At 68.6% G+C, this 24,195-nt stretch carries 23 protein-coding genes and 1 tRNA gene; 2 read left to right on the top strand and 22 right to left on the bottom strand.

The annotated features are described in order from the left end of the window. Positions 1-34: 34 nt before the first annotated feature. The gene (locus BST11_RS23305; protein WP_083140555.1) at positions 35-601 is read left to right on the top strand and encodes a cob(I)yrinic acid a,c-diamide adenosyltransferase; all 567 of its coding nucleotides are present in this window, start codon (positions 35-37) and stop codon (positions 599-601) included. 21 nt (positions 602-622) lie between these two features. Here BST11_RS23305 and BST11_RS23300 read toward each other — a convergent pair whose 3' ends face one another. From BST11_RS23300 to argS, 22 genes are all read right to left on the bottom strand, one after another. After that, complete coding sequence (locus BST11_RS23300) at positions 623-1,066, bottom strand: DUF2550 domain-containing protein (RefSeq protein ID WP_067316578.1); 444 nt, start codon at positions 1,064-1,066, stop codon at positions 623-625. 6 nt (positions 1,067-1,072) lie between these two features. Next, on the bottom strand, positions 1,073-1,438 hold the full coding sequence (locus tag BST11_RS23295) for a F0F1 ATP synthase subunit epsilon (protein ID WP_067316580.1): 366 nt from the start codon (positions 1,436-1,438) through the stop codon (positions 1,073-1,075). A gap of 12 nt (positions 1,439-1,450) precedes the next feature. Next, on the bottom strand, positions 1,451-2,920 hold the full coding sequence (gene atpD / locus BST11_RS23290; protein WP_083140554.1) for a F0F1 ATP synthase subunit beta: 1,470 nt from the start codon (positions 2,918-2,920) through the stop codon (positions 1,451-1,453). A 22-nt stretch (positions 2,921-2,942) separates the two neighbouring features. After that, a complete protein-coding gene (locus tag BST11_RS23285) occupies positions 2,943-3,869 on the bottom strand; it encodes a F0F1 ATP synthase subunit gamma (protein WP_067316584.1) in 927 nt (308 codons plus the stop codon). A gap of 7 nt (positions 3,870-3,876) precedes the next feature. Further along, a complete protein-coding gene (gene atpA, locus BST11_RS23280) occupies positions 3,877-5,541 on the bottom strand; it encodes a F0F1 ATP synthase subunit alpha (protein WP_067316587.1) in 1,665 nt (554 codons plus the stop codon). Positions 5,542-5,599: 58 nt separating this feature from the next. Then, positions 5,600-6,940: a F0F1 ATP synthase subunit B/delta gene (locus BST11_RS23275; RefSeq protein WP_083140548.1), complete on the bottom strand. Its 1,341-nt coding sequence runs from the start codon at positions 6,938-6,940 to the stop codon at positions 5,600-5,602. 4 nt (positions 6,941-6,944) lie between these two features. Continuing rightward, positions 6,945-7,463 carry a F0F1 ATP synthase subunit B gene (locus BST11_RS23270; protein ID WP_083140546.1) on the bottom strand — a complete coding sequence of 173 codons (519 nt, stop codon included), beginning with the start codon at positions 7,461-7,463 and terminating at the stop codon, positions 6,945-6,947. 9 nt (positions 7,464-7,472) lie between these two features. Next, positions 7,473-7,718: a F0F1 ATP synthase subunit C gene (locus BST11_RS23265; RefSeq protein ID WP_066914680.1), complete on the bottom strand. Its 246-nt coding sequence runs from the start codon at positions 7,716-7,718 to the stop codon at positions 7,473-7,475. Positions 7,719-7,783: 65 nt separating this feature from the next. Further along, the gene (gene atpB / locus BST11_RS23260; RefSeq protein WP_067316593.1) at positions 7,784-8,542 is read right to left on the bottom strand and encodes a F0F1 ATP synthase subunit A; all 759 of its coding nucleotides are present in this window, start codon (positions 8,540-8,542) and stop codon (positions 7,784-7,786) included. Next, complete coding sequence (locus BST11_RS23255; protein ID WP_083140544.1) at positions 8,532-8,999, bottom strand: ATP synthase subunit I; 468 nt, start codon at positions 8,997-8,999, stop codon at positions 8,532-8,534. The genes atpB and BST11_RS23255 overlap by 11 nt, the downstream gene beginning before the upstream one ends. 249 nt (positions 9,000-9,248) lie before the next feature. After that, complete coding sequence (rfe, locus tag BST11_RS23250) at positions 9,249-10,442, bottom strand: glycosyltransferase family 4 protein (protein ID WP_205781592.1); 1,194 nt, start codon at positions 10,440-10,442, stop codon at positions 9,249-9,251. 30 nt (positions 10,443-10,472) lie between these two features. Then, positions 10,473-11,141 (bottom strand): L-threonylcarbamoyladenylate synthase, encoded by a 669-nt coding sequence (locus tag BST11_RS23245; protein WP_083140542.1) that lies wholly within the window; start codon positions 11,139-11,141, stop codon positions 10,473-10,475. Continuing rightward, positions 11,138-11,977 (bottom strand): peptide chain release factor N(5)-glutamine methyltransferase, encoded by an 840-nt coding sequence (gene prmC, locus BST11_RS23240; protein WP_083140540.1) that lies wholly within the window; start codon positions 11,975-11,977, stop codon positions 11,138-11,140. The genes BST11_RS23245 and prmC overlap by 4 nt, the downstream gene beginning before the upstream one ends. Continuing rightward, positions 11,974-13,059, bottom strand: a complete 1,086-nt coding sequence (prfA, locus tag BST11_RS23235) for a peptide chain release factor 1 (RefSeq protein WP_083140564.1) — start codon at positions 13,057-13,059, stop codon at positions 11,974-11,976. Before prfA ends, prmC begins: the two co-directional genes overlap by 4 nt. A 132-nt stretch (positions 13,060-13,191) precedes the next feature. Beyond that, positions 13,192-13,434, bottom strand: a complete 243-nt coding sequence (rpmE, locus tag BST11_RS23230) for a 50S ribosomal protein L31 (protein ID WP_083140562.1) — start codon at positions 13,432-13,434, stop codon at positions 13,192-13,194. 218 nt (positions 13,435-13,652) lie between these two features. Beyond that, complete coding sequence (gene fadD1 / locus BST11_RS23225) at positions 13,653-15,233, bottom strand: fatty-acid--CoA ligase FadD1 (RefSeq protein ID WP_083140538.1); 1,581 nt, start codon at positions 15,231-15,233, stop codon at positions 13,653-13,655. A gap of 12 nt (positions 15,234-15,245) precedes the next feature. Further along, positions 15,246-17,075 (bottom strand): transcription termination factor Rho, encoded by a 1,830-nt coding sequence (rho, locus tag BST11_RS23220; RefSeq protein ID WP_083140536.1) that lies wholly within the window; start codon positions 17,073-17,075, stop codon positions 15,246-15,248. Between the two features lie 287 nt (positions 17,076-17,362). Beyond that, positions 17,363-18,310: a homoserine kinase gene (gene thrB / locus BST11_RS23210; RefSeq protein ID WP_142276516.1), complete on the bottom strand. Its 948-nt coding sequence runs from the start codon at positions 18,308-18,310 to the stop codon at positions 17,363-17,365. 7 nt (positions 18,311-18,317) lie between these two features. After that, on the bottom strand, positions 18,318-19,400 hold the full coding sequence (gene thrC, locus BST11_RS23205) for a threonine synthase (protein ID WP_083140534.1): 1,083 nt from the start codon (positions 19,398-19,400) through the stop codon (positions 18,318-18,320). After that, positions 19,397-20,719, bottom strand: a complete 1,323-nt coding sequence (locus BST11_RS23200; RefSeq protein WP_083140532.1) for a homoserine dehydrogenase — start codon at positions 20,717-20,719, stop codon at positions 19,397-19,399. Before BST11_RS23200 ends, thrC begins: the two co-directional genes overlap by 4 nt. 3 nt (positions 20,720-20,722) lie before the next feature. After that, positions 20,723-22,141, bottom strand: a complete 1,419-nt coding sequence (gene lysA, locus BST11_RS23195) for a diaminopimelate decarboxylase (RefSeq protein WP_083140530.1) — start codon at positions 22,139-22,141, stop codon at positions 20,723-20,725. After that, positions 22,138-23,790, bottom strand: coding sequence for an arginine--tRNA ligase (argS, locus tag BST11_RS23190; protein ID WP_083140528.1), 1,653 nt, complete (start codon positions 23,788-23,790; stop codon positions 22,138-22,140). The genes lysA and argS overlap by 4 nt, the downstream gene beginning before the upstream one ends. A 115-nt stretch (positions 23,791-23,905) precedes the next feature. Between argS and BST11_RS23185 the strand changes: the two genes are divergently transcribed. Continuing rightward, a tRNA-Arg gene (locus BST11_RS23185) sits at positions 23,906-23,981 on the top strand. Positions 23,982-24,195 lie beyond the last annotated feature (214 nt).

Raw genomic sequence — 24,195 nt, 5'->3', positions numbered from 1 at the left:
CAGCCGAGTCGGCCGGCCGGGTACCGTTTCGCACATGGCCGTACACCTGACCCGCATCTATACGCGAACCGGCGACGACGGGACGACCGGATTGAGCGATTTCTCACGGGTGTCCAAGAACGACCCCCGGCTGGTCGCATACGCGGACTGCGACGAGGCCAACTCCGCGATCGGCGTCGCGATCGCCCTCGGTTCGCCCGACGAGGAAACCAAGGGCGTGCTGCGGCAGATCCAGAACGACCTGTTCGACGCCGGTGCGGACCTGTCCACCCCGGTGGTGGACAACCCGAAATACCCGCCGCTGCGAATCACCCAGGCCTACATCGATCGGCTCGAGGGATGGTGCGACACCTACAACGAATCGTTGCCCGCGCTGAATTCGTTTGTGCTGCCGGGCGGTTCGCCGTTGTCGGCGCTGCTGCACGTCGCCCGCACCGTGGTGCGGCGGGCGGAGCGCTCGGCGTGGTCGGCGATCGATTCGCAGCCCGGCGGGGTCAGCGTGCTGCCGGCGAAATACCTGAACCGCCTCTCGGATCTGCTGTTCATCCTGTCGCGGGCGGCCAACCCCGAGGGGGATGTGCTCTGGAAGCCAGGGGGCTGAGGGGCGCCGAGAAAGCCGGCGTCACACACTGCGACGGCGCGCGCGCGGCGAGGGCCGGGATTCCAGCCAGGACAAGAACGCGGTGAGCGCGCCCTTGTCGAACGCCAACTCGTAACCGGACCTGCGGTCCTGCGTGGTGTCGCGCAGCTCCAGCACCACGATCTCGTCGGTCATGATGTCGAACTCGTCGCCGCGCGGCGCACGCCGGGCCACGATCTCCACCCCGCGCCGGCTGAGCCGGCGGTCCGGCCACAACCGCAGGCTCGATAGCCGGTAGAAGGCGGCCTCCCCACCGCGGTAACGGATCACACCGTGGCGCCAGCCGTGGCCACCGACGGCGGGGATGTCGCGCATGATTCCCGCCGTTCCGCCCTGGCGCAGCTTCCACAGCCGGTAGCTCAGCGCGAGGACGGCGGCCGCCAGCACGACGACGAGCACGACCATGCCGACCATGGGCGCGCTCATCGGCGCTTAGTCGATCGCGCCGACGGCGCGCAGTCTGGCGCGCCCCCTGGCGGCGATGCGGGGATCGTCGGACTCGGCGTCCTCCCGGGCGGCGTGCTCGTCGATCTCCGATTCGAATTCCGCGGATTCGGCGAGGATGATGACGCCCTCCTCGGTCACCGACAGGAACCCGCCGTCCACCGCGACGCGCAGGTCGTCCTCGCCTTCCCGTTCGACACGGACCATGGCGTCGTCGACCAGCTGCGCCACGAGCGGGATGTGGCGGGGCAGGATGCCGATCTCGCCGACCGTGGTGCGGGTGAACAGGAACGTGGCCTCACCCGACCAGATCTGTCGGTCGACGGCGACGATCTCGACGTTCAACTCGGCCATTGAACCAAGCCCTCAGGAGTCCAGCTTGGCGCCGAAGCCCTCGGCCTTCTTGGCCAGGTCGTCCAGGCCGCCGATCAGGAAGAACGCCTGCTCGGGGATGTGGTCGAAGTCGCCCTTGGTCAGCTTGTCGAACGCCTCGATGGTCTCCTTCACCGGAACCGTCGAACCCGGCTGCCCCGTGAACTGCTCGGCCGCCATCATGTTCTGCGACAGGAACCGCTCGATACGCCGCGCCCGGTTGACCAACTGCTTGTCCTCTTCGGACAGCTCGTCGATGCCGAGGATGGCGATGATGTCCTGAAGGTCCTTGTAGCGCTGCAGGATTCGGATGACCTCCTGCGCCACGCGGTAATGCTCCTCGCCGACGACGCCGGGGTCGAGGATGGTCGAGCTCGACGCCAGCGGGTCCACGGCGGGGAAGATGCCCTTGGAGAACACCGACCGGGACAGCTCGGTCGTGGCATCAAGGTGTGCGAACGTCGTCGCGGGCGCCGGGTCGGTGTAGTCGTCGGCGGGCACGTAGACCGCCTGCATGGACGTGATGGACCGTCCCCGCGTCGAGGTGATGCGCTCCTGCAACTCGCCCATCTCGTCGGCCAGCGTGGGCTGGTACCCCACCGCCGAGGGCATGCGGCCCAGCAGGGTCGACACCTCGGATCCGGCCTGGGTGAACCGGAAGATGTTGTCGATGAACAGCAACACGTCCTGGCCCGCCTCGTCGCGGAACCACTCGGCCATCGTCAGCGCCGACAGCGCCACCCGCATACGGGTGCCGGGCGGCTCGTCCATCTGGCCGAAGACCAGCGCGGTGTCCTTCAGCACGTCGGCCTCCTGGAGCTCCACCCACAGGTCGTTGCCCTCGCGGGTGCGCTCCCCCACCCCGGCGAACACCGAAGTGCCACCGAAGTTTCGGGCGATGCGGTTGATCATCTCCTGGATCAGCACCGTCTTGCCCACGCCGGCGCCGCCGAACAGTGCGATCTTGCCGCCCCGCACGTACGGGGTGAGCAGGTCGACGACCTTCAGGCCGGTCTCGAGCATCTCGGTGCGCGGCTCGAGCTCCTCGAAGGCCGGCGGCTTGCGGTGAATCGACCAGTGCTCGAAGTCTTCTCCGTACCCGGGCTTGTCCAGGCAGTGTCCCAGGGCGTTGAACACGTGACCCTTGACCTCTTCGCCCACCGGCACCGAGATCGACTTGCCGCTGTCGGTGACCTCGACGCCGCGCACCAGGCCGTCGGTGGGCTGCAACGAAATCGTGCGGACCAAGTTGTCGCCGAGGTGCTGCGCGACCTCGAGCGTCAGGGTCTTCTTGAGCTCCTCGAACGTGATGTCCGCATTGAGCGCGTTGAACAGGCCGGGCACCGACCCGCGCGGAAACTCGACGTCGACGACCGGTCCGGTGACTCGCACCACGCGGCCGCTGGTGTCGGAATCGCCAGACTTCTTTCGTGACTTCTTGGTCGCTTCGCTAGTAGCAGCCATAATTTGTCTTCTTCCTCGTGTGCTACTTGGCGTCGGCGAGCGCGTTTGCGCCGCCGACGATTTCGCTGATCTCCTGGGTGATCTGGGCCTGCCGCTCGCGGTTCGCCATCAGCGTCAGTTCCTTGATCAGGTCGTCGGCGTTGTCGGTCGCCGACTTCATCGCACGTTGGCGCGACGCGAGCTCCGATGCCGCCGACTCCAGCAACGCCGCGTAGACGCGTGTGGTCACGTACCGCGGCAGCAACGACTCGAAAAGCGTTGTCGCGTCCGGTTCGAACGAGTACAGCGTGTGAAGGTCCTCGGTGGCCTCGACGTACTCCACCACCAGCGGGGCGATCCGGTGGGCCACCGCCGCCTGCGACATCATCGACTTGAACTCCGAGTACACGATGTGCAGCTCGTCAACGCCCTGGCCGCCCTCGTCCCCCGCCGACTGTCCGTCCCCTTCGTCGCCGGCGCCCTTCATGAAGGTCTCGACCAAGGTCGACGCGATTTCCGCGGCGTTTTCGTACTGGGGCTGCTCGGAGAAGCCGGTCCACGACTCGGTGATATCCCAGTTGCGGAACCTGAAGTAGTTCAGCGCCTTTCGGCCCACCGTGTACACGACCGGCGTCTTGCCTTCCTCCCGCAGCAGCGAGAACAGCTCCTCGGAGCGGCGGAAGATGCTGGAGTTGTACGCGCCGCACAGTCCACGGTCGGAGGACACCACCAGGACGCCGGCCCGCTTGGGTTCTTCCCGCTCGACGAGCAGCGGGTGGTCCAGGGCGGCCTCGCCGGACAGGGTGGTCAGCATCGCGGTGATCTGAAACGCGTAGGGCCGTGCGGCTTCCAGCCGTGCCTGGGCCCTTCCGATGCGCGAGGTCGCGATCATCTCCTGGGCCTTGGTGATCTTCTTGATCGACCCGGCCGAACGAATGCGGCCGCGCAATTCGCGGAGTGTGGCAGCCATTCCTCAGTTACTTCTTGCCCTTGGGTTGCTTCTTTTTCGGCTTTTCCTTTTTGACCTGCACCGATTCCTTCCCCAGTTCCTCTTCGTCCAGCGGCTCGACGTGCTCGTCGGGAACCACCGACCCGCCGCCGCTGGCCGCGAAGCCCTTCTTGAACTTGTTGATGATCTCGGTGAGCTCGTTCTCGCCCTCCTCGGAGAGCTTCTGGCTGTCGCGGATCCCGGCCAGGAACTTCTCTTCGGAGGCCCGCATGTGGTCCAGCAGCTCGGTTTCGAACCGCCGGACGTCCTCGACGGGAACCGAGTCCAGGTGGCCGGCGGTTCCCAAGAAGATCGAAACCACCTGCTCCTCAACGGGCATGGGCTGGTACTGCGGCTGCTTGAGCAGCTCGACCAGCCTCTCCCCGCGCTCCAGCTGGGCCTTGGAGGTGGCGTCCAGGTCCGAGGCGAAGGCCGCGAAGGACTCCAGCTCCCGGTACTGCGACAGGTCCAGACGCAGCGAGCCGGCCACCTCCTTCATGGCCTTGATCTGCGCCGCGCCGCCGACGCGGGACACCGAAACACCGACGTTGATGGCCGGCCGGACGCCCTGGTTGAACAGGTCGGACTCCAAAAAGCACTGCCCGTCGGTGATCGAGATGACGTTGGTGGGAATGTAGGCCGAGATGTCGTTGGCCTTGGTCTCGATGATCGGCAGCCCGGTCAGGGACCCGCCTCCGAGTTCGTCCGACAGCTTCGCGCAGCGTTCCAGCAGCCGCGAGTGCAGGTAGAACACGTCGCCCGGGTACGCCTCGCGGCCGGGCGGGCGGCGCAGCAGCAGCGAGATCGCCCGGTACGCCTCGGCCTGCTTGCTCAGGTCGTCGAACACGATCAGCACGTGCTTGCCGTCGTACATCCAGTGCTGGGCGATCGCCGAACCTGTGTACGGCGCAAGCCATTTGAAGCCGGCGGAGTCAGACGCCGGTGCCGCGACGATGGTGGTGTAGTCCATCGCGCCGCCCTCGTCGAGCGCGCGTCGCACGGCGGCGATCGTGGTGCCCTTCTGCCCGATGGCCACGTACACGCACCGCACCTGCTTGCGCTCGTCGCCCGATTCCCAGTTTTGGCGCTGGTTGAGGATGGTGTCGACGCAGACGGCGGTCTTTCCGGTCTTGCGGTCGCCGATGATCAGCTGGCGCTGACCGCGCCCGATCGGGGTCATGGCGTCGATGGCCTTGATCCCGGTCTGCAGCGGCTCTTTCACGCCTTGCCGCTGCACCACCGACGGCGCCTGGATCTCCAGCGCGCGCCGGGTGTCGGTCTCGATTTCCCCGCCCCCGTCGATGGGCTGGCCGAGCGGGTTGACGACCCGCCCCAAAAACGCGTCGCCGACGGGAACCGACAGGACCTCGCCGGTGCGCTTGACCTGTTGGCCTTCCTCGATCTTGTCGAAGTCACCGAGGATCACCGCGCCGACGCTGTGCTCGTCGAGGTTGAGCGCGACGCCGAGCACGCCACCCGGAAACTCGAGCAGTTCCTGGGTCATCACCGACGGCAAACCTTCGACGTGCGCGATGCCGTCCCCGGCATCGACGACCGTACCGACCTCTTCGCGGGAGGTGCCGGCGGTGAAGGAGCTTACGTATTCCTCGATGGCGCTCTGGATGTCATCAGCGGAGATTGTCAAGTCGGCCATGGCTTTTCGTCTTCCTAGGTGGTTTCTTTCACGTTCTGGTGGTCACTACGCTTGGTGGTCAGTCGGGCAACTGGGCCTGGGCGGTGGCGAGGCGAGACAACAGCGTGCCGTCAATCACCTCGTCGCCAATCGAGATGGCGAGTCCGCCCAGCAGCTCGGGGTCGACATCCAGCTGCACCGTTACGTGTTGGCTGTAGATTCGGCTCAGCACGTCGGTGAGACGGGCACGCTGGTCACGGCTGAGCTCAGCGGCGGCTTTGACCTGCGCGACAACCTCGCCGCGCCGCGCCACCGCGACCTGCGCCAGCTCCAGCACTGCCTCTTCGGCTCGTTCGTCGCGCAACAACTCGACGGTCTGCAGCAGCAGCGCGACGGTGATCGGGTTGGCGTTGGTGCCCGCGTGCTCGAGGATCTTCCGTTCGAGTCGCACCCGATCTTCGGCGGGCGTGGCATAGTCGCCCAACAGGATGGCAAGCCTGGGCTGCGCGTCGAGGACACGGCTGAAACGGAACAGTTGATCTTCCACCTCGGCGATGTCGCCGGCGCGTTCGGCCTTGAGCAACAACGCCTGGCGTGCCACGTGTTCGATCGCGGCGGCCAGGTCGTCGTTGGCCGACCAGCGAGCCGACACCGCACTGCGCAGAATGTTCAGGGCGGGCTCGCCGACCTTGTCCGAGACCAACCGCTCGATCAGCGTGATCCTGGCGGTGGCGTCCTCGGCCGGCACCGTGAGGTATCGGGTGACGACGATTTCGCGGTTGAGCAGATTGACCACGGACGCGAGATCGTCGGCGAGCGTCGACAGCGCGTCGTCGTCGAGGTCCGCGGCGATTTCCTCGAATCGATCCACCAGGGCGAGCAGCGCCTGCCGGCTGGCCGAGCGCATTTTGGCCAGCACGGGGTACTCGACCTCGGACGCCGAGGGCGCCATCTCATCAAGCTCGTCGAGGAAGCGATCAACGGTCGAAGACCGCTGCTCCGGGTCGGCGACATAGTTGCGGACCAATTCGCCTGCCTGGCGCACGGATTCGTGGCCGAGCTCCAGGCGGAGCTGACGGGTCAGCTGAGTACGCATCAGTTCGGCCTGCCGGGCACCCTGCGCTTTGATGCGTTCCGCTTCCAGTCCGGCCTGGGCCTGGAATTGTTCGGCAATGCGTTCCGCGTCCGCCTTCGCTTCTTCGACGACCCGCTCCGCCTCTTTCTTGGCGGCCTCGACGGCCCTGCTGTGGGCGGTGGTCGACTCGGTCAGCCGGTCGGCGGCCGCGGCCGAATCGGCCAACTGCTGGCGCACCAGTTCCTGACGGGCGGTCATCATCCTGCGCAGCGGGGGCACGGCGTAGCGCACCACCAGGAACACGATGACCGCGAACCCGAACAACTGTCCGATAAAAGTCGACATGCCCTTACCTTGTCGCGGCGGAGGTGGTGACGTCGACGCCGAGGATCCGGCTGGCCAGCGTGGCCGACATGGCCCCGACGTTGGCGCGCAGATCGAGTTCCACGGCGTCCCTCTCCCGTTTCAATTGCTCGGCGGCCAACTGCAACGTCGACATCACCTCTTGCTCGGCACGGGCGCGCGCGTCTTCGACGACCTTACGGCCCTCCGCCCGGGCGCCGTCACGGAGGGACGACGCCTGTGTGCGCGCTTCCCTCATGGCCTCTTCGTAGTCGGCCTGGGCGGCCTCGAACTGCTCGGCCGCCTTCCTGGTGTCGGCGACCGTTTTGGCGACCATGGCGTCGCGTTCGCGCAGCACCCGCGTGACCGGCGGCACCACGAAGGTGCCGATGACGGCGAGCACGATCAGGAAGATGGCCAGCACGAAGAAGAAGGTGCCGTTGGGGACAAGGAAGTTGCTGCCCCCCTTGCCTCCCTCCGCTACCGCCTGGCCGGCCGCCAGCGCAATGGGGTTCGGGTCACCCATCACAGCGAACTACGTGACGGGGGTGGCGAAGACGAACAACGCCATGAACGCCAGGTTGATGAAGTAGGCCGCCTCGACCAGACCGACGGTGATGAAGAACGGCGTGAACAGCCGCCCCTGCGCCTCGGGCTGCCGGGCGATGCCCGACACCAGCGCGTTACCCGCGACACCGTCGCCGATACCCGCTCCGATCGCGCCGCCGCCCATGATCAGTCCACCGCCGATGAGGGCACCGGCAGCGATAGTGGGGTCCATTTTGTTCCTCCTTTATTCAGCTTTATCTGCTGGCTTGTCTGGTAGCGGTCTACCGGGCTCGGGTTCTAGTCATGGTGCTCCTCGAGCTCCATGGCCTGGCTGAAGTACAGGATCGTCAGGATCGAGAAGATGAAAGCCTGGATCGCGCCGACGAACAAGTCGAACGACTTCCAGATCGCGTTGGGCGCCCACATGATGTACGGCGGGAAGAGCGCGATCAGCGCCACCAGGATGCCGCCGGCGAAGATGTTGCCAAAGAGTCGGAGCGACAACGAGATCGGCTTCGCCAGTTCCTCGACGAGGTTGATCGGCGCCAGGAAAGCCACGTGTCCCTTGAGCACCTTGATGGGGTGTCCGACGATGCCGCGGCGCCAGATCCCGGCCACGTGGTAGCAGACGAACACGAACAGGGCCAGCGCCAGAACGTAATTGATGTCCGCGGCCGCCGACTTGAGCAGCTCGCTGGTGTGACCGGATTTGTCGGTGTACTGCAGCGGCAGCACCGACAGCCAGTTGGAGATCAGGATGAACACGAAGATCGTCACGGCCAGGGGCAGCACGAACGGCGCGATGCGCATCCCGATGGCGCTCTCGATCTGGTTGCGCATCTGGATGGTGAGCGCCTCCCAGAACAACTGGACCCCGCTGGGGACGCCACTCGAGGTGATCTTGGCGCGCAGGAAGAACGCCAGGCCGATGACGATCACCGCGGCGATCGCCGTCGACAGCACCGTGTCGGTGTTGACGGTCATGCCGAGCCAGGTCGCGGTGGTGTGTTCACCCACCTCGATCTGGGACTCGGCCAGGATCGTCTCAGTCGTCACCGATGTTCCTTCCGTCCGTCGCTGCCGCGCCCGTGGCGTCGGACGACTCGCCCGTGCGCAGCTTCTTCCACACCGGCAGCACGGTCGACGCGACCAGCAGCAACTGGAAGAGCGCCAGGCCGAAGACCACGCCCAATCCCGCCGGCCGGAAGACGTAGGCGATGATCAGCCCGACGATGGTGATGATGGCCAGCCGTGACGCCGAGTTGAGCGCCATCGACCGTTTCATCGGGTGGTCCCTGGCGGTGATCGATTCCACGGACCGCCGCACCAGAAGCGCGTTGAGCAAACCCAACAGCAACCCGACACCAAAGAACACGCCGACCATCGGGTGGCCGGACAGTCCGGCGGCGAGCACTGCCACCGCGGTGATCCCCGCGCTGATGACCAACAGCCGAACGGGACGGAAAGCAACAGAGGGAAACACCAACGGCGCGTCCTGCGCTGGTGTCGTCACTGCAGCACCTCAATCCCAGGTAGTTGTGCGAGAACCCCACGACCGACCGATCGGTAGCCCGCCGAGCGTATCGCACGTCACACTGGCATCACCCAAGGGGTAGCGCCCTGCGGCGGTCGCGAATCGGCGCGGCCGGACGGGCGTCCGGCGGGCCGGCTGGCCAACGACCCTCGAGGTTCGGTTTTGGGGTTCTACCTGCACCGTACCACACGAAAGGGCGGCGCTACTACCGCATGTCGTAGGGCGGTCTCAGTCCACGTCGAAATCGTCGCCGCCACGGCGCAGGAGCGGGATCGCCGTCGCGACGCCGGCGACCACCAGAGCGCCGAGCATCACGGCGGCGGTGTCGCGAGGGTTGAAAAAGATGGTGCTGGCGGCGCCGAAGGCGACGATGCCCACCCACAGATAGATCAGCAGCACCACCCGGCGGTGCGAATGGCCGATTTGCAGTAACCGGTGGTGCAGGTGCATCTTGTCCGGGCTGAACGCGCTGCGGCCCGCGCGGGTGCGGCGCACGATCGCCAACAGGAGGTCGAGCATCGGCACGAACATGACCGCCGCCACCAGCAGGAACGGCGACAGCAGAGCAAACACGTCGCGGGCGCCGTAGGCGTTCTGCGAGACGGGGCCTGCCGCGGTCGTCGACGCCGCGGCGAGCATCAGGCCGATCAGCATCGACCCGGAGTCGCCCATGAAGATCTTGGCGCGGTGGAAGTTGTGCGGCAAAAACCCCAGACAGGCCCCCGCGAGCACCACCGAGATGACGGCGGGCGGGTAGAACAACACGTCACCGCCGTGGTCGCGCAGCAGGCCGACCGAGAACATGCAGATCGCCAGCGCGGTGATCAGCCCCAGCCCCGCGGCCAGCCCGTCGAGCCCGTCGACGAAGTTCATCGCGTTGACGATCGACACCGTCAGCGCCAGCGTGAGCAGGATCGACGATGCCTGGTCGAGCACGATGGTGCCGACGCCACCCAACGGGATGTACAAGACGCTCCAGGCCACGCCCATGGTGACCAGCACACTGGCCGCGGTGATCTGGCCGGCGAACTTCGTCAGGGCGTCCAGGCCCCAGCGGTCGTCGATCAGGCCGATGCCCATGATCACCGCGCCCGCCACCAGCACGGCGGGCATGCCGGTCGAGTAGACGAAGCCGCGGGTGAGCGCGGGAAGCTGCGACGCCAGGAAGACGGCGAACACGACGCCGAGGAACATCGCGAGCCCACCCATCCGCGGGGTGGGCGTCACGTGCACGTCCCGTTCCCGTGGGTAGGCGACCGCGCCCAGCCGGGTGGCCAGCAGCCGCACCGGCCCGGTGGCGAAATAGGTGACGATCGCCGCGGTCAGTCCGACGAGCGCGAGTTCGCGCAGGGGAACGCCGGCGCCGCGATCCGAGAGGGCGAGGAAACCACCGGCGAGGCTGGTTACGTCGCTGGACACCACGAGACCGTACCGCGGGTTGCCACCACCGGCTCAGGCGCCATCGACGCAGGCGGTGAGGCTCGCCGCGTCCACGCCGAGCACCTCCGCTATCCGCTCGGCGTTCACCGGACCCGCCCGCAGGATGCGCGGGGTGTCGGCGGTCAGGTCGACGATCGTGGAGGCCGCCTGCTGCGGCGAGGGGCCCGCGTCGAGGTAGACGTCGACCGCGTCGCCGAGTTGGTCGCGCGCGTCGGCGGCGTTGACCGCCGGAGGGCGGCCGGAGACGTTGGCGCTGGAGACCGCCAGGGGCCCGACCTCGCGCAGCAACTCGATGGCGACCGGGTGCAGCGGCATCCGCAACATGACGGTGCCGCGGGCGTCGCCGAGGTCCCATTGCAGCGACGGTGCCTGCGTCACCACCAGGCTCAGCGCGCCCGGCCAGAAGGCGCGGATCAGGTCGCGGGCCCCTTCGGGCATCGTGTAGACCAGGCCCTCGATGGTGTGCCACGAGCCGACCAGCACGCCCACCGGCATGTCCCGGCCCCGGCCCTTGGCGGCCAGCAGCGCGGACACCGCGGCGCTGTCGAAGGCGTCGGCGCCGACGCCGTACACGGTGTCCGTCGGCAGCACCACCAGTCGGCCGCCCTTGAGCGTCCCGACCGCCGAGGAGATTCCGACGGAACGCTGATCGGGATCGGCGCAGTCGAACACGGTTGTCACCCGTGCCCCCTTCGGGCCGTGACGAACCTCGGTCGACCGGCCAGGTCGTGGCGGGCCTCGATGTCCCCGAAAAGTCTTGTGGTCTCGATCATTTCGACGGTGCGCGCCGACGTGGTGTCGTCGTGTTCGACGGCGAAGAGGCCGCCCGGGCGCAGCCACCGGCCCGCGAGACCGACGACCGCGGCGATCACCGCCATGCCGTCGGCGCCGGCGAACACCGCGTGCGGTGGATCATGTTGGGCCACTTCGGCTTCCACAGCGCTGTCCTCGGGCACGTAGGGCGGGTTGGCCACCAGAAGGTCGACGTGGCCATCCAGTTCGGGAAGCAGCCCGGGCGCGGTGACATCGGCGCGCACGAGCTGCACGGCGGTGCCCTCGGTGTTGCGGCGCGCGTAGGACAGGGCCTCGTCGGAGTCGTCGACGCCGATGACGCGGGCGGCGGGCCGGTGTCTGGCCAGGGCCACCGCCAGCGCGCCGGACCCGGTGCACAAGTCGACGATCACGGGTTGCGGCCCGAGCGGTTGCGCGGTGGCCCACTCCAGGATGGCCTCCGTCTCCGGGCGCGGGATGAACACCCCGGGGCCGACGCGCAGGGTCACGGGCCCGAACGCGGCCGTCCCGGTCAGGTGCTGCAACGGCACGCGCCGCGAGCGCGCGACCACCATGTCGCGGTAGCCGCCGAAGAATTCGTCGCCGGGCGCGTCCAGCAGGGTCAGCCGGCCGCGCTCGGTGCCCATCAGGTGAGCGGCCAGCTCTTCGGCGTCGTAACGCGCGGAATCGATTCCGGCTTCGGCCAATTGTGCCGCCGCCGAGTCGATCGCGCGCCGCAGCGTCATGCCTGTTGCAGCCTCGACTGTTTGTCGGCCGCGCTCAGCGCGTCGAACAGCGCGTCGAGGTCACCGTCGAGGACCTGATCGAGATTGTGTGCCTTGAAACCGATTCGGTGGTCGGTGATCCGGTTCTCCGGGAAGTTGTAGGTGCGGATGCGTTCGCTGCGGTCCACGGTGCGGATCTGGCTGGCCCGGTCGGCCGACGCGTCGGCCAGGGCCTGCTCCTCGGCCATGGCCTGCAGGCGCGCGGCCAAGACCTGCAGGGCGCGGGCCTTGTTCTGCAGCTGCGAGCGCTCGTTTTGACAGGTGACGACGATCCCGGTGGGCAGGTGGGTGATCCGCACCGCGGAGTCGGTGGTGTTGACGCCCTGGCCGCCCTTACCCGACGAGCGGTAGACGTCGATACGCAGATCGGACTCGTCGATCTGCACCTCGCCGACCTCCTCGGGTTCGGGGTAGACCAGCACACCCGCGGCCGAAGTGTGAACGCGGCCTTGGGATTCCGTCACCGGAACCCGCTGCACGCGGTGCACGCCGCCCTCGAACTTCATCCGCGACCACACGCCGTCGGCGCTGTCGCCCTTGCTGGCGATCGAGAGCGTCGCGTCCTTGTAGCCGCCCAGGTCCGAGGTCGTTTCGTCGAGCACCGTGACCGACCAACCGTGACGCTCGGCGTAGCGGATGTACATGCGGGCGAGATCGGCGGCGAACAACGCCGATTCCTCCCCGCCCTCACCGGATTTCACCTCGAGCACGATGTCGTCGGCGTCGTGCGGGTCGCGCGGCGCCAGCATGTCGGTCAGCTGGGTGTCCAGTTCGGCCACCCGCGCTTCCAGTTCGGTCACCTCGTCGGCGAACGACGCGTCGTCTGCGGCGAGCTCGCGCGCGGTGTCGAGGTCGTCGCGCGCGGCCGTCAGCTTGCGGTGGGTGGCGACGATCGGGGCCAGCCGGGCGAACCGGCGCCCGGCCTTGCGCGCCTCGTCGGGTTTGCTGTGCAGCTCGGGGTCGGCCAGCCGCCGCTCGAGCTCGGCGTGCTCGGCCAGCAGCACGTCGATGGTCCGTACCGGCTCCTGAACCGGCTTGGTCATCGTCACCTCCTCCCCGCACGCCCGGCGACGAAGCGGGCCGCGGACGGCCCGAGGAGAGGCCGGGCACTCAGATACGCGAACCGACGCCCTACCTGCGCGGCGTCGCGCACAGTTCGGGCGTCGGCGATCCAGCTATTTGTCGGTCGTTTCGGTGTTCTCGGCCGCGGCCTTGCGCTTGCCGTAACGCTTCTCGAAACGCGCCACGCGGCCGCCGCTGTCGAGGATCTTCTGCTTGCCGGTGTAGAAGGGGTGGCACTGCGAGCAGACCTCGACGACGATGCGGCCCCCCGGCTTGGTGCTGCGCGTGGTGAAGGTGTTCCCGCACCCGCACAGCACGGTGGTCTCCTCGTAGGCGGGGTGAATGTCAGCTTTCATGGTGTCCTCTTCGATCGTTTTGCCGCCCGGCCCCCCGTCGTGCATCCGACGGTCGGGCGTGAATCCGAACCTGAGGCGGTTCCGGGGTAGTCGAGCGTCGATTATGCCAGGTCAACCGCCATCACCCCAAACGCCTGGCAGCGCCCGCGCATTCCCCGGGCGTCGCGGCGCCGAAACGGCAACCACGCACATCCTCGTCGACGTGTCGTGTGCGCCGTTTATGCGTCGCGGTAGGCGCGGGCCTTGGCGTCTCGGACCCAGACCACGCCGCCGGGGTCCGCGCCCCGCCGGACCAGCTCGCGCTTGAGGACCTTGTTGGTCGCCGTGCTCGGCAGCCGGTCGGTGAGCCAGACACGGCGCGGCCAGGCCTTGGGCGACAGGTCGGGCTGGGCGGACAAAAACTCGCCGAACTCCTCGGGCGTCAGCCGCGCGCCGTCGACCAGCACGATCGCGGCCATGACCTGGTCGCCGACCCGCTCGTCGGGCACCGCGTACACCGCGACCTGGCTGATCGGCGCCAGCCGCTGCAGGATCCGCTCGATGGGCGCCGTGGTCATGTTTTCGCCGTCGACGCGCAACCAGTCGCCGCTGCGCCCGGCGAAATAGAGCCACCCGTCGGCATCGCGGTAGGCGAGGTCGCCGGACCAGAACATGCCGTGGCGCAGCCGCGCGTCGGTGGCCTCGCGGTCGTTGTAGTAGCCGGCGAACAGGCCCGCTCCGGCGGTGTTGACCAGCTCCCCTATCGCCTCGTCGGCGTTGGTGAGCGCGCCTGTATTCACCCCGTCGTCGAAGCGCGCCGGGGGGCATTCGGCCAGCGTGTCCGGGTTGTAGACGGCGACGCCGGGGAAGCCGCGGCCGAGCGAGCCGGGCGGGCAGCCCTCGTCGCGGGTGATGACGATCGCGCTCTCGGTGGACCCGTAGGCGTCCCAGACCGTGCAGTCGAAGCGGCGGCTGAACTCGGCGATGTCGCGATCGCTGGCCTCGTTGCCGACGGCCACCCGCAACGGGTTGTCGCGGTCGTCGGGCCGCTCCGGCGTGGCCAGCACGTAGGCCAGCGGTTTGCCGACGTAGTTCATGAACGTGACGCCGTAGCGGCGCAGGTCGGCCAGCAGCCCCGAGGCCGAGAACGTCGCGGGCACCATGGCCGCCCCGGCGCACACGGCCACGCTCCACCCGGCGAACAGCGCGTTGGCGTGGAACAGCGGCATCGACAGGTAGCAGACGTCGGACGCGTCCAGGCCGAACCGCTCGATCAGCGTGGCACCGGCAAACAGCACCGAGACGTGGGTGATCCGCACGGCCTTGGGATCGCCGCTGGTGCCCGAGGTGAACAACATGACGACGGTGTCGGTGGGCGCGACCTCGCGACGGGGCGTCAGCGGGCCGGCGGAGCCCAGCAGCGCATGCCAGGGCTCGCCGGCCACGTCGAACACCCGCACGCCGGGCAGCTCCAGCCCGCCGAGCAACCCGACGTGCGCCGGGTCGGTGAGCAGGATCTGGCAGTCGGCGTGCAGGATGTCGCGGGCCAGCGCGGCGCCGCGGCGGGTGTCGTTGATGCCGCACAGCACGTAGCCGCCCAGCGCGGCCGCGGCCATGGCCGTGAGCATCTCGGGCGTGTTGCCCAGCAGCGCGCCGACGTGCAGCGGGCGGCGCGGGTCCGCGGCGCCGATCAGCGCGGCGGCGTGGGTGGTGGCGTCGGCCAGGTGCTCGCGCCAGGTCCAGACGCGGTCGCCGCACTTGAGCGCCGGGCCGTCCTGGTCCAGGCGCTCACGGAGCAGCTGCTGCAGCGTCTCCGCCAAGGCGGGGGTCGGTTAGTCGTTATCCATCGAGCCGGGGGTGGTCTTGGACACCTGCACCAGGAACTCGTAGTTGTTCTTCGTCTTGCGCAGCTGGCTCATCAGCAGGTCGATGGCCTGGTGGGGGTCCAGACCCGACAGCACCCGGCGCAGCTTGTGCACGACGGCGAACTCGTCGGGCGACAGCAGCAGCTCGTCCTTGCGGGTGCCGGACGGGTTGACGTCGACCGCCGGGAAGACCCGCCGCTCGGCGATCTTGCGGTCCAGCTTGAGCTCGGCGTTACCGGTGCCCTTGAACTCCTCGAAGATGACCGTGTCACCGGTGGAACCCGTCTCGACCATCGCGGTGGCGATGATGGTCAGCGACCCGCCCTCCTCGATGTTGCGCGCGGCGCCGAGGAAGCGCTTCGGCGGGTACAGGGCGGTGGAGTCGACACCACCGGACAGGATCCGGCCCGACGCGGGCGACGCGTTGTTGTACGCGCGGCCCAGGCGGGTGATCGAGTCGAGCAGCACCACGACGTCCTGGCCCTGTTCGACGAGCCGCTTGGCGCGTTCGATGGCCAGCTCGGCGACCGAGGTGTGGTCCGACGGCGGCCGGTCGAACGTCGAGGCGATGACCTCGCCCTTGACCGAGCGCTGCATGTCGGTGACCTCCTCGGGCCGCTCGTCGACGAGGACGACCATGAGGTGGCATTCGGGATTGTTCTTGGTGATCGCGTTGGCGATGTCCTGCAGGATCGTCGTCTTGCCCGCCTTGGGCGGCGAGACGATCAGCGCGCGCTGGCCCTTGCCGATCGGCATGATCAGGTCGATGACCCGGGTGGTCAGCCGCTCGGAGGTGGTTTCCAGGCGCAGCCGCTGGTTGGGGTACAACGGCGTCAGCTTGCCGAATTCGGGACGCTTCTTGGCGTCTTCGACGGAGCCGCCGTTGACGCTGTCCAGGCGCACCAGCGGGTTGAACTTCTGCCGCTGGTTGGGCTGCTCGCCGTCGCGTGGGACCCGAACGGCGCCGGTGACCGCGTCGCCGCGGCGCAGGCCGTTCTTGCGCACCATGTTCATCGACACGTACACGTCGTGCGGGCCGGCCAGGTAGCCGGAGGTGCGCACGAACGCGTAATTGTCGAGGACGTCGAGGATTCCGGCGACCGGCTGGACGACATCGTCCTCGCGCAGTTCGGTGTCGGCGCCGTCACCCGAGCGTTCGCCGCGGCGCCTGCGGTCGCGGAACCGGCGTCCCCGCCGGCCCTGGCGCCCCTCGCCGTCGTCGTCCTGCTGGTTCGAGCCGCCGCGCGACTGCTGGCCGCCCGAGCTCTGTTGATCGCCGCCGTCGTCGGCCTTGGTGTCCCGTTGGCGCTCTTGGCGTTTCTCGGTCTCGGGGTTTGCGCCCTTGTCGGACGGCTGCTTGTCGGGTGATCCGGCATCACGGGCGGCACCGCGCCGCTCCCGGCGGGGCGCCTCGGTGGTGGCACCGTTCTGCTCCCCGCGCGGCGCGGGTGTGTCGGCCGGCGCCTCGGTGGTGCGGGTGTCCGTTTTGTCGGTGTCGGTCTTGGCCGTGTCGGGTTTGCCGCTGTCCTGCGGGGCGGCGGGCGCCGACGTGCCGTTGGCCTGCCCCCTGATTTCCTTTATCGCGGCGATGAGTTCGTTCTTGCGCATGCCCGACGTCCCCTTGACGCCGGCCTGGTTGGCCAGCGCGCGCAGTTCGGGCAGCACCATGGAGGCCAGCGAACCGGCCGAAGCGACGGGTTTGACGTCGGCTGTATCTGTGGTGTCTGTGGTCACGGGGTTGGGCGCCCGATTGCTTTCGGTGCCTTCGCCAGCCGTGAAGAGATCCGTATCGGTCACGGAGTTCCTTTCTTCCCCTGCTGATCAGGTCATAGGGGGTTCGTTGCATTCAGCCAAATCGCCGAGTGCGCCCAATCATCGACTCTGCAACGGTGATCGCCAGCATCGGCGGAGGAGACGGCGAACCTCGTTCACGAGAAGAATTGGTGTGTCCTAGCGGCAAGGCAGTATGGATGCAGATGCAGATGCTGCGATTGCTGGACGGGTCCGAGGATAACGTGCATCACGGTTGGAAGCAAGCAAACCCTCCGGCCGCGCCCTCCTGACCGGCTTCTCAACCGGCGGATTCAACCGGCGACGGTGACTCCCGGGCTCCAGCGAACTCCTTCACCCGCGGACATCTTCGTGATGGTAAATCCGCGGTTTTCCCCGAACTCCAGCGCCTCGGCAGGCAGCTCCGGCTCTGTGGTGAGGGCGATGAGTGACGGACCGGCGCCGGAAAGCGTCGCCGAAATGTTATGACGCCGCAGCAGCCGCAAATATTCCGCCGAGGCCGGCATCGCCGGGGCGCGCTGGGACTGGTGCAGCACGTCTTCGGTGGCCGCCATCAGCAGGTCCGGGCGCTCGGTGAGGGCCACCACCAGCAGCGCGGCCCGGCTGACGTTGAAGCGGGCGTCGTCGTGGCTGACGTGGGCGGGCAGCAGCACCCGGGTCTCGGCGGTCAGCGAGCGCTCCTCCGGAATCGCGCAAAACAGCCGGATGTCGGGGTGCAGCCGCAGCGGCACGGCCCGGTAGCCGGGTGAGCCACCCGTGCGGTCGATCCACGACACCACCGCGCCGCCCAGCACCGCGGCGGCGGCGTTGTCGGGATGCCCCTCGAACTCCGACGACAGCTGGATCAGCTGGTCGACGCTGAGCGGTGTCCAGTCAGCCTGTGCGACAAGGCCGTTCACCGCCGCCAGGCCACCGACGGCGGCCGCCGCCGACGAGCCAAGCCCACGGGAATGCGGGATGGCGTTGCGGCAGCGCACCACCAGGCCGGGGGCGTCGGCCCCCACGGCGCGCAGCCCGCGCTGCACGGCGCGCACCACCAGGTGCTCGGCGTCCAGCGGCACCTGGTCGGCGCCCTCCCCCTCGACGACGACGACAAGGCCGGAATCCGTTGTCTCGACGACGATCTCGTCGCAGAGGTGCAACGCCAGGCCGAGGCTGTCGAAGCCGGGGCCGAGGTTGGCGCTGGAGGCCGACACCACGGCGCTGGCCACCAGCCCGGCGGGCAGCACGCGGTTCACCAACACGCTCTCATGCCAGCCCCAACTGTTCGACGACGAGGACGGGGTCGACCGGCAGCGCGGACACGGTCGGCATGTCCTTCAGCGCGGTGTCGGGATCCTTGAGGCCGTTGCCGGTGACCGTGCAGACCACCGTCGACCCGCGCGCCACCCAACCGTCGTCGACCGCCTTGAGCAGGCCGGCGATGCTGGCCGCGGACGCGGGCTCGACGAAGACGCCCTCGGAGGCGGCCACCAGGTGGTAGGCGGCGAGGATCTCCGCGTCTGTGACGGCCAGGAAGCGCCCGTTGGATTGCTGTTGGGCCGCGACGGCGGCCGTCCACGACGCGGGCGCGCCGATGCGGATCGCGGTGGCGATGGTCTCCGGGTGGCTGACCGGTTCGCCGAGCACCAGCGGCGCGGCGCCGGCGGCCTGCGCGCCCAGCATCCGGGGCAGCGTGTCGATCACGCCGTCTTGGTGGTACTCGGTGTAGCCCTTCCAGTACGCGGTGATGTTGCCGGCGTTGCCGACCGGAAGCGCGTGCACGTCCGGCGCGGCGCCCAGCGCGTCGACGATCTCGAACGCCGCCGTCTTCTGGCCCTCGATGCGCACCGGGTTCACGGAGTTCACCAGCGAGATGGTCGGGAAGTCGGCGGCCATCTTGCGGGCCAGCTCCAGGCAGTCGTCGAAGTTGCCGTCGATCTGAATGATCTTGGCGCCGTGCATCACCGCCTGCGCCAGCTTGCCCATCGCGATCTTGCCCTGCGGGATGAGCACCGCGCAGGTGATGCCGGCGCGCGCGGCATACGCGGCCGCCGAGGCCGAGGTGTTGCCCGTCGACGCGCACAGCACCGCCTGCTGGCCGCGGGCCAGGGCGTCGGTGACGGCCATCGTCATGCCCCGGTCCTTGAAGGAACCGGTGGGGTTGAGGCCCTCGACCTTGAGATGGACGGTGCAGCCGGTCTTTTCCGAGAGCCGGGTGGCGGCGATCAGCGGGGTGCCGCCCTCGAGCAGGGTGACGGGGGTCCAGTCGTCGCCGACCGGCAACCGGTCGCGGTAGGCCGCGATGACTCCGGGCCACGGTTGGTGGACGGCCGTCCGGGGAGCGCTCACAGGCCGTTTCCTTCCAGTCGGATCACGCTCGTCACGCCCTGCACGACGTCCAAATCGGCGAGCGCGTCGACGGTTTCGGAGAGCGCGGCGTCGGTGGCGGTGTGGGTGACCACCACGACGCGGGCCCCCACCCGCCGGCCTTCCTCGTCGACCATGCCCTCCTGGCGGACCTCGGCGATGCTCACCTCGCGCTTGGCGAATTCCGATGCCACCGAGGACAGGACGCCGGGCTCGTCCGCGACGTTCATGCTGACGTAGTAACGGGTGGGGATGAGACCCATGGGGGCGATGGGGAGCTTGGCGTACCGGGACTCCCTCGGCCCTCGGCTGCGCATCACCCGGTTGCGGGCGGCCATGACCAGGTCGCCGGTGACCGCCGACGCGGTCGGCGCGCCGCCGGCGCCCTGGCCGTAGAACATCAGCCGCCCCGACGCGGCGGCCTCGACCACCACGGCGTTGAACGCCCCGCCGACCGCGGCGAGCGGGTGCGCCAGCGGCACCAGCGCCGGGTAGACGCGGGCCGAAACCCGTTGCCCCTCATCGGTGGTGATGCGCTCGCAGATGGACAGCAGCTTGATGGTGCAGCCCAGCGCGCGCGCCGACGCGAAGTCGGCCGGGGTGATCTTGGTGATGCCCTCGCGGTAGACGTCGTCGGCGGTCACCCGGGTGTGAAAGGCGATGGACGCCAGGATCGCCGCCTTGGCCGCGGCGTCATAGCCCTCGACGTCGGCGGTCGGGTCGGCCTCGGCGTAGCCCAGCGCGCTGGCGTCGGCGAGGGCGCTGTCGTAGTCGGCGCCGGTGCTGTCCATCGCGGACAGGATGTAGTTGGTGGTGCCGTTGACGATGCCGGCAACCCGTAGCACGGTGTCGCCGGCCAGCGATTGGGTCAGCGGGCGGATGACCGGGATCGCGCCGGCGACCGCGGCCTCGAAATACAGGTCGACATGGGCGTTTTCGGCCGCCTGGGCCAACTCCCCGGTGGAGGTGGACAGCAACGCCTTGTTCGCGGTGACGACGGATTTGCCGCGCTCGAGCGCCGCGAGGATCGCCTTGCGGGCGGGCTCGACCGGTCCCATCAATTCGACGACGATGTCGACGTCCTCGCGCGCGACGAGCTCTTCGATGTCGTTGGTCAGCAGCTCGACCGGGACGCCGCGGTCGTCGGCGACGCGTCGCACCCCGATCCCGCGCAGCACCAGGGGGGCGCCGACGCGGGCGGCCAGGTCTTGGGCGCTGTCCTCGATGATGCGCACGACTTCGCTACCGACGTTGCCCAGCCCGAGAACTGCTACGCCTACCGTCTTTTCGTCACCGGACACGGGTCACCTCACTTCCAGACTCAGCAGGTCGTCGACCGTTTCCCGGCGCAGGATCAGGCGGGACCGCCCCGCGCGCACCGCCACCACGGCCGGCCGGCAGACCATGTTGTAGCGGCTGGACAGCGAATAGCAGTAGGCGCCGGTGGCGGCCACCCCCAGCAGGTCACCGGGCCCGAGATCGCCGGGCACCCACGCGTCCCGCACGACGATGTCGCCGGTTTCGCAATGCTTTCCGACGACGCGGGCCAGCGTTGCGGGCGCGTCACTGGATCGCGAGACCAGCCGGGCGTCGTACTGCGCGTCATAGAGCGCGGTGCGGATGTTGTCGCTCATGCCGCCGTCGACGCTGACGTACCGGCGGTGGGCGGTGCTGCTCACCTCGACGTCCTTGACGGTGCCCACCTCGTACAGCGTGATGGTGCCCGGCCCGGCGATGGCCCGCCCGGGCTCCACCACCAGCCGCGGCGTGGGCAGGCCGACGGCCGTCGACTCGTTGCGGACGATCGCCATCAGCTTGGCCGCCAACTCGGCCACCGGTGGGGGATCGTCGCTTCCGAGGTACGAAATACCTAGTCCGCCACCTAGATCCACGGTCGACAGCTGCGCGGTCTTGTCGACCCCGAATTCGTCGACGATTTGGTGCAGCAGGCCGATGACGCGATGCGCGGCGAGCTCGAAGCCGTCGACGTCGAAGATTTGCGAACCGATGTGGCTGTGCAGGCCCACCAGCCGGAGGTGATCGGTCGCGAACACCCGCCGCACCGCGGCCATCGCCGCGCCGCTGGCCACCGACAACCCGAACTTCTGGTCCTCGTGGGCCGTGGAGATGAATTCGTGGGTGTGCGCCTCGACCCCGACGGTGAGCCGGACATAGACGTCCTGGACGACTCCGGCGTCCTCCGCGACCGCGTCGAGGCGTTCGATTTCGGTCATCGAGTCCAAGGCGATGTGCCCGACCCCCGCCTTGACCGCGGCGGTCAGTTCCGCGACGGATTTGTTGTTGCCGTGGAAGGTGATCCGGTCCGGGGGGAAGTCCGCGTGCAGCGCGACGGCAAGTTCGCCGCCGGTGGACACGTCGAGCGCCAGTCCCTCCTCGTCGATCCAGCGGGCGATCTCGCTGCACAGGAACGCCTTGGCGGCGTAGCACACGTTGTGCCCACCGCCGAAGGCCGCCGCGAGTTCACGGCAGCGCCACCGGAAGTCGTCCTCGTCGACGACGAACAGCGGGGTGCCGTACTCCTGGGCGAGGTCGGTCAGCGGAATCCCGGCGATGGTCGCCACGCCGGCCGCGTCACGAACCATGTTGCGCGGCCACACATTCGGATCGAGCTGCAGCAGCTCGTCGGGCGATTGCGGGCGCGGCGGGCTGTCGAGGTGGCGGGTCTCGTCGGCGTGCCGGGGACCGGCGGGGTGGACGTTCACATTCGCTCCGGGGCGCCGACGCCGAGGATCGCCAGCCCGTTGGCGATGACCTGGCAGGCGGCCTGGCACAGCGCCAGGCGCGCGGCGTGCAGTTCGGTCGGCCGCTCGTCGCCCTGGGGCAACACGCGGCAGGAGTCGTAGAACCGGTGGTAGTCGCCGGCGAGGTCTTCCAGGTAGCGGCAGATCCGGTGCGGTTCACGCAGGTTAGCCGCGGTCTGCAACACCCGCGGGAATTCGCCGAGGGTGCGCAGCAGCGCGCCCTCCTTGTCGTGGGTGAGCAGCTCGAGACGATCCGTGCTGGGGGCCACGCCGAGCTCTGCGGCGTTGCGCGCCAGCGCCGAGAGCCGCGCATGCGCGTATTGCACGTAGTAGACCGGGTTTTCGTTGGACGCCGAGGACCACAGCGCGAGGTCGATGTCGATCGGGGTGTCCACCGACGAGCGGATCAGGCTGTAGCGCGCCGCGTCCACGCCGATCGCCTCGACCAGGTCGTCGAGCGTGAGCACCGTTCCCGCGCGCTTGCTCATCCGCACCGGCACGCCGTCGCGGACCAGGTTGACCATCTGCCCGATGAGCACCTCGACGGCGGCCGGGTCGTCACCGAACGCGGCGGCCACCGCCTTCAGCCGGGCGATGTAGCCGTGGTGGTCGGCGCCGAGCATGTAGATGCACAGGTCGAAGCCGCGCTGCCGCTTGTCCAGGTAGTAGGCGATGTCGCCGGCGATGTAGGCCGGCTTGCCGTCGCTCTTGATCACGACGCGGTCCTTGTCGTCACCAAAGGCGCTGGTGCGCAACCAGGTTGCGCCGTCCTTCTCGTAGATGTTGCCGGACTCGCGCAGCCGGGCGATGGCCTGGTCGACCCGGCCGCTGGTGTGCATCGACTCTTCGTGGGTGTAGACGTCGAAGTCGGTGCCGAACTCGTGCAGCGACTCCTTGATGTGCGTGAACATCAGGTCGACGCCGATCGCGCGGAAGGTTTCGTGCATCTCGGCCTCGGGCAGGCTCAGCGCGTCGGGCGCCTTCTGCACTATCTGCGCGGCGATGTCGTTGATGTAGGCGCCGGCGTAGCCGTCCGGTGGCGTGGGCTCGCCCTTGGCCGCGGCGATCAACGAGGCGGCGAAGCGGTCGATCTGGGCGCCGTGGTCGTTGAAGTAGTACTCGCGCTCGACGGCGGCGCCCTGGGTGGACAGCAGCCGGCCCAGCGCGTCGCCGACCGCGGCCCACCGGGTGCCGCCGATGTGGATGGGCCCGGTCGGGTTGGCCGAGACGAACTCCAGGTTGATCTTGTGGCCAGCCAGCGCGTCGGAGTGACCGAAGCCGTCCCCCGCGTCGATGACGTCGCTCACGATCTTGGCCTGGGCGTCGGACTCGAGGCGCATGTTGATGAAGCCGGGGCCGGCCACCTCGGCCTCGGCGATGCCGTCGGCGCGCTGGAGCGCCTCGGCGAGCCATCCGGCCAGCTCGCGTGGGTTGGCGCCCACCTTCTTACCCAGCTGCAGCGCCAGGTTGCTGGCGTAGTCGCCGTGCTCGGGATTGCGCGGCCGCTCGACGGTGACCGTCGCCGGCAAAGCGGCAGCGTCCAGCCCGCGCTCGGCAAGCACCGCGGAGGCGGTGGCTTTGAGCAGCTCAGCCAGGTCGGCGGGGGTCACGAGCGTCCATCCTATTGGCTCCGGGGCCCTCCCCCCGAATCGTCGCAGTGACGAGGCAGCCACCAGGATGCGCTAGTCTAGCGGGGCCCAGTTGGCGCGACTCCCATGTCGGTGCGCCCCCGTAGCTCAGGGGATAGAGCGTCTGCCTCCGGAGCAGAAGGCCGCAGGTTCGAATCCTGCCGGGGGCACCATCTGACCAGCGCAGATGCAATCCCGCGCAAGGTCTGCACAATTAGTTATCGGCGGGGCTCCAATCGAAGGAGTCGCCATGACCATCACATCCCGCATCCCTTCACGCGAGACCCGCTTGTCGGTGCCTGGAGTGAGGGTGGACTTCCCCCCAACAGGAAGGTCCGCCATGCTCACCCTCGCCAACATCCCAACCCTCCCGACCCCTGTCCTCAT

It is taken from the genome of Mycobacterium alsense (assembly GCF_002086635.1).
GTDB lineage: Bacteria > Actinomycetota > Actinomycetes > Mycobacteriales > Mycobacteriaceae > Mycobacterium > Mycobacterium alsense.
The sequence above is the reverse complement of the archived record's forward strand: the minus strand, read 5'-3'. Positions and strand labels throughout refer to the sequence as shown.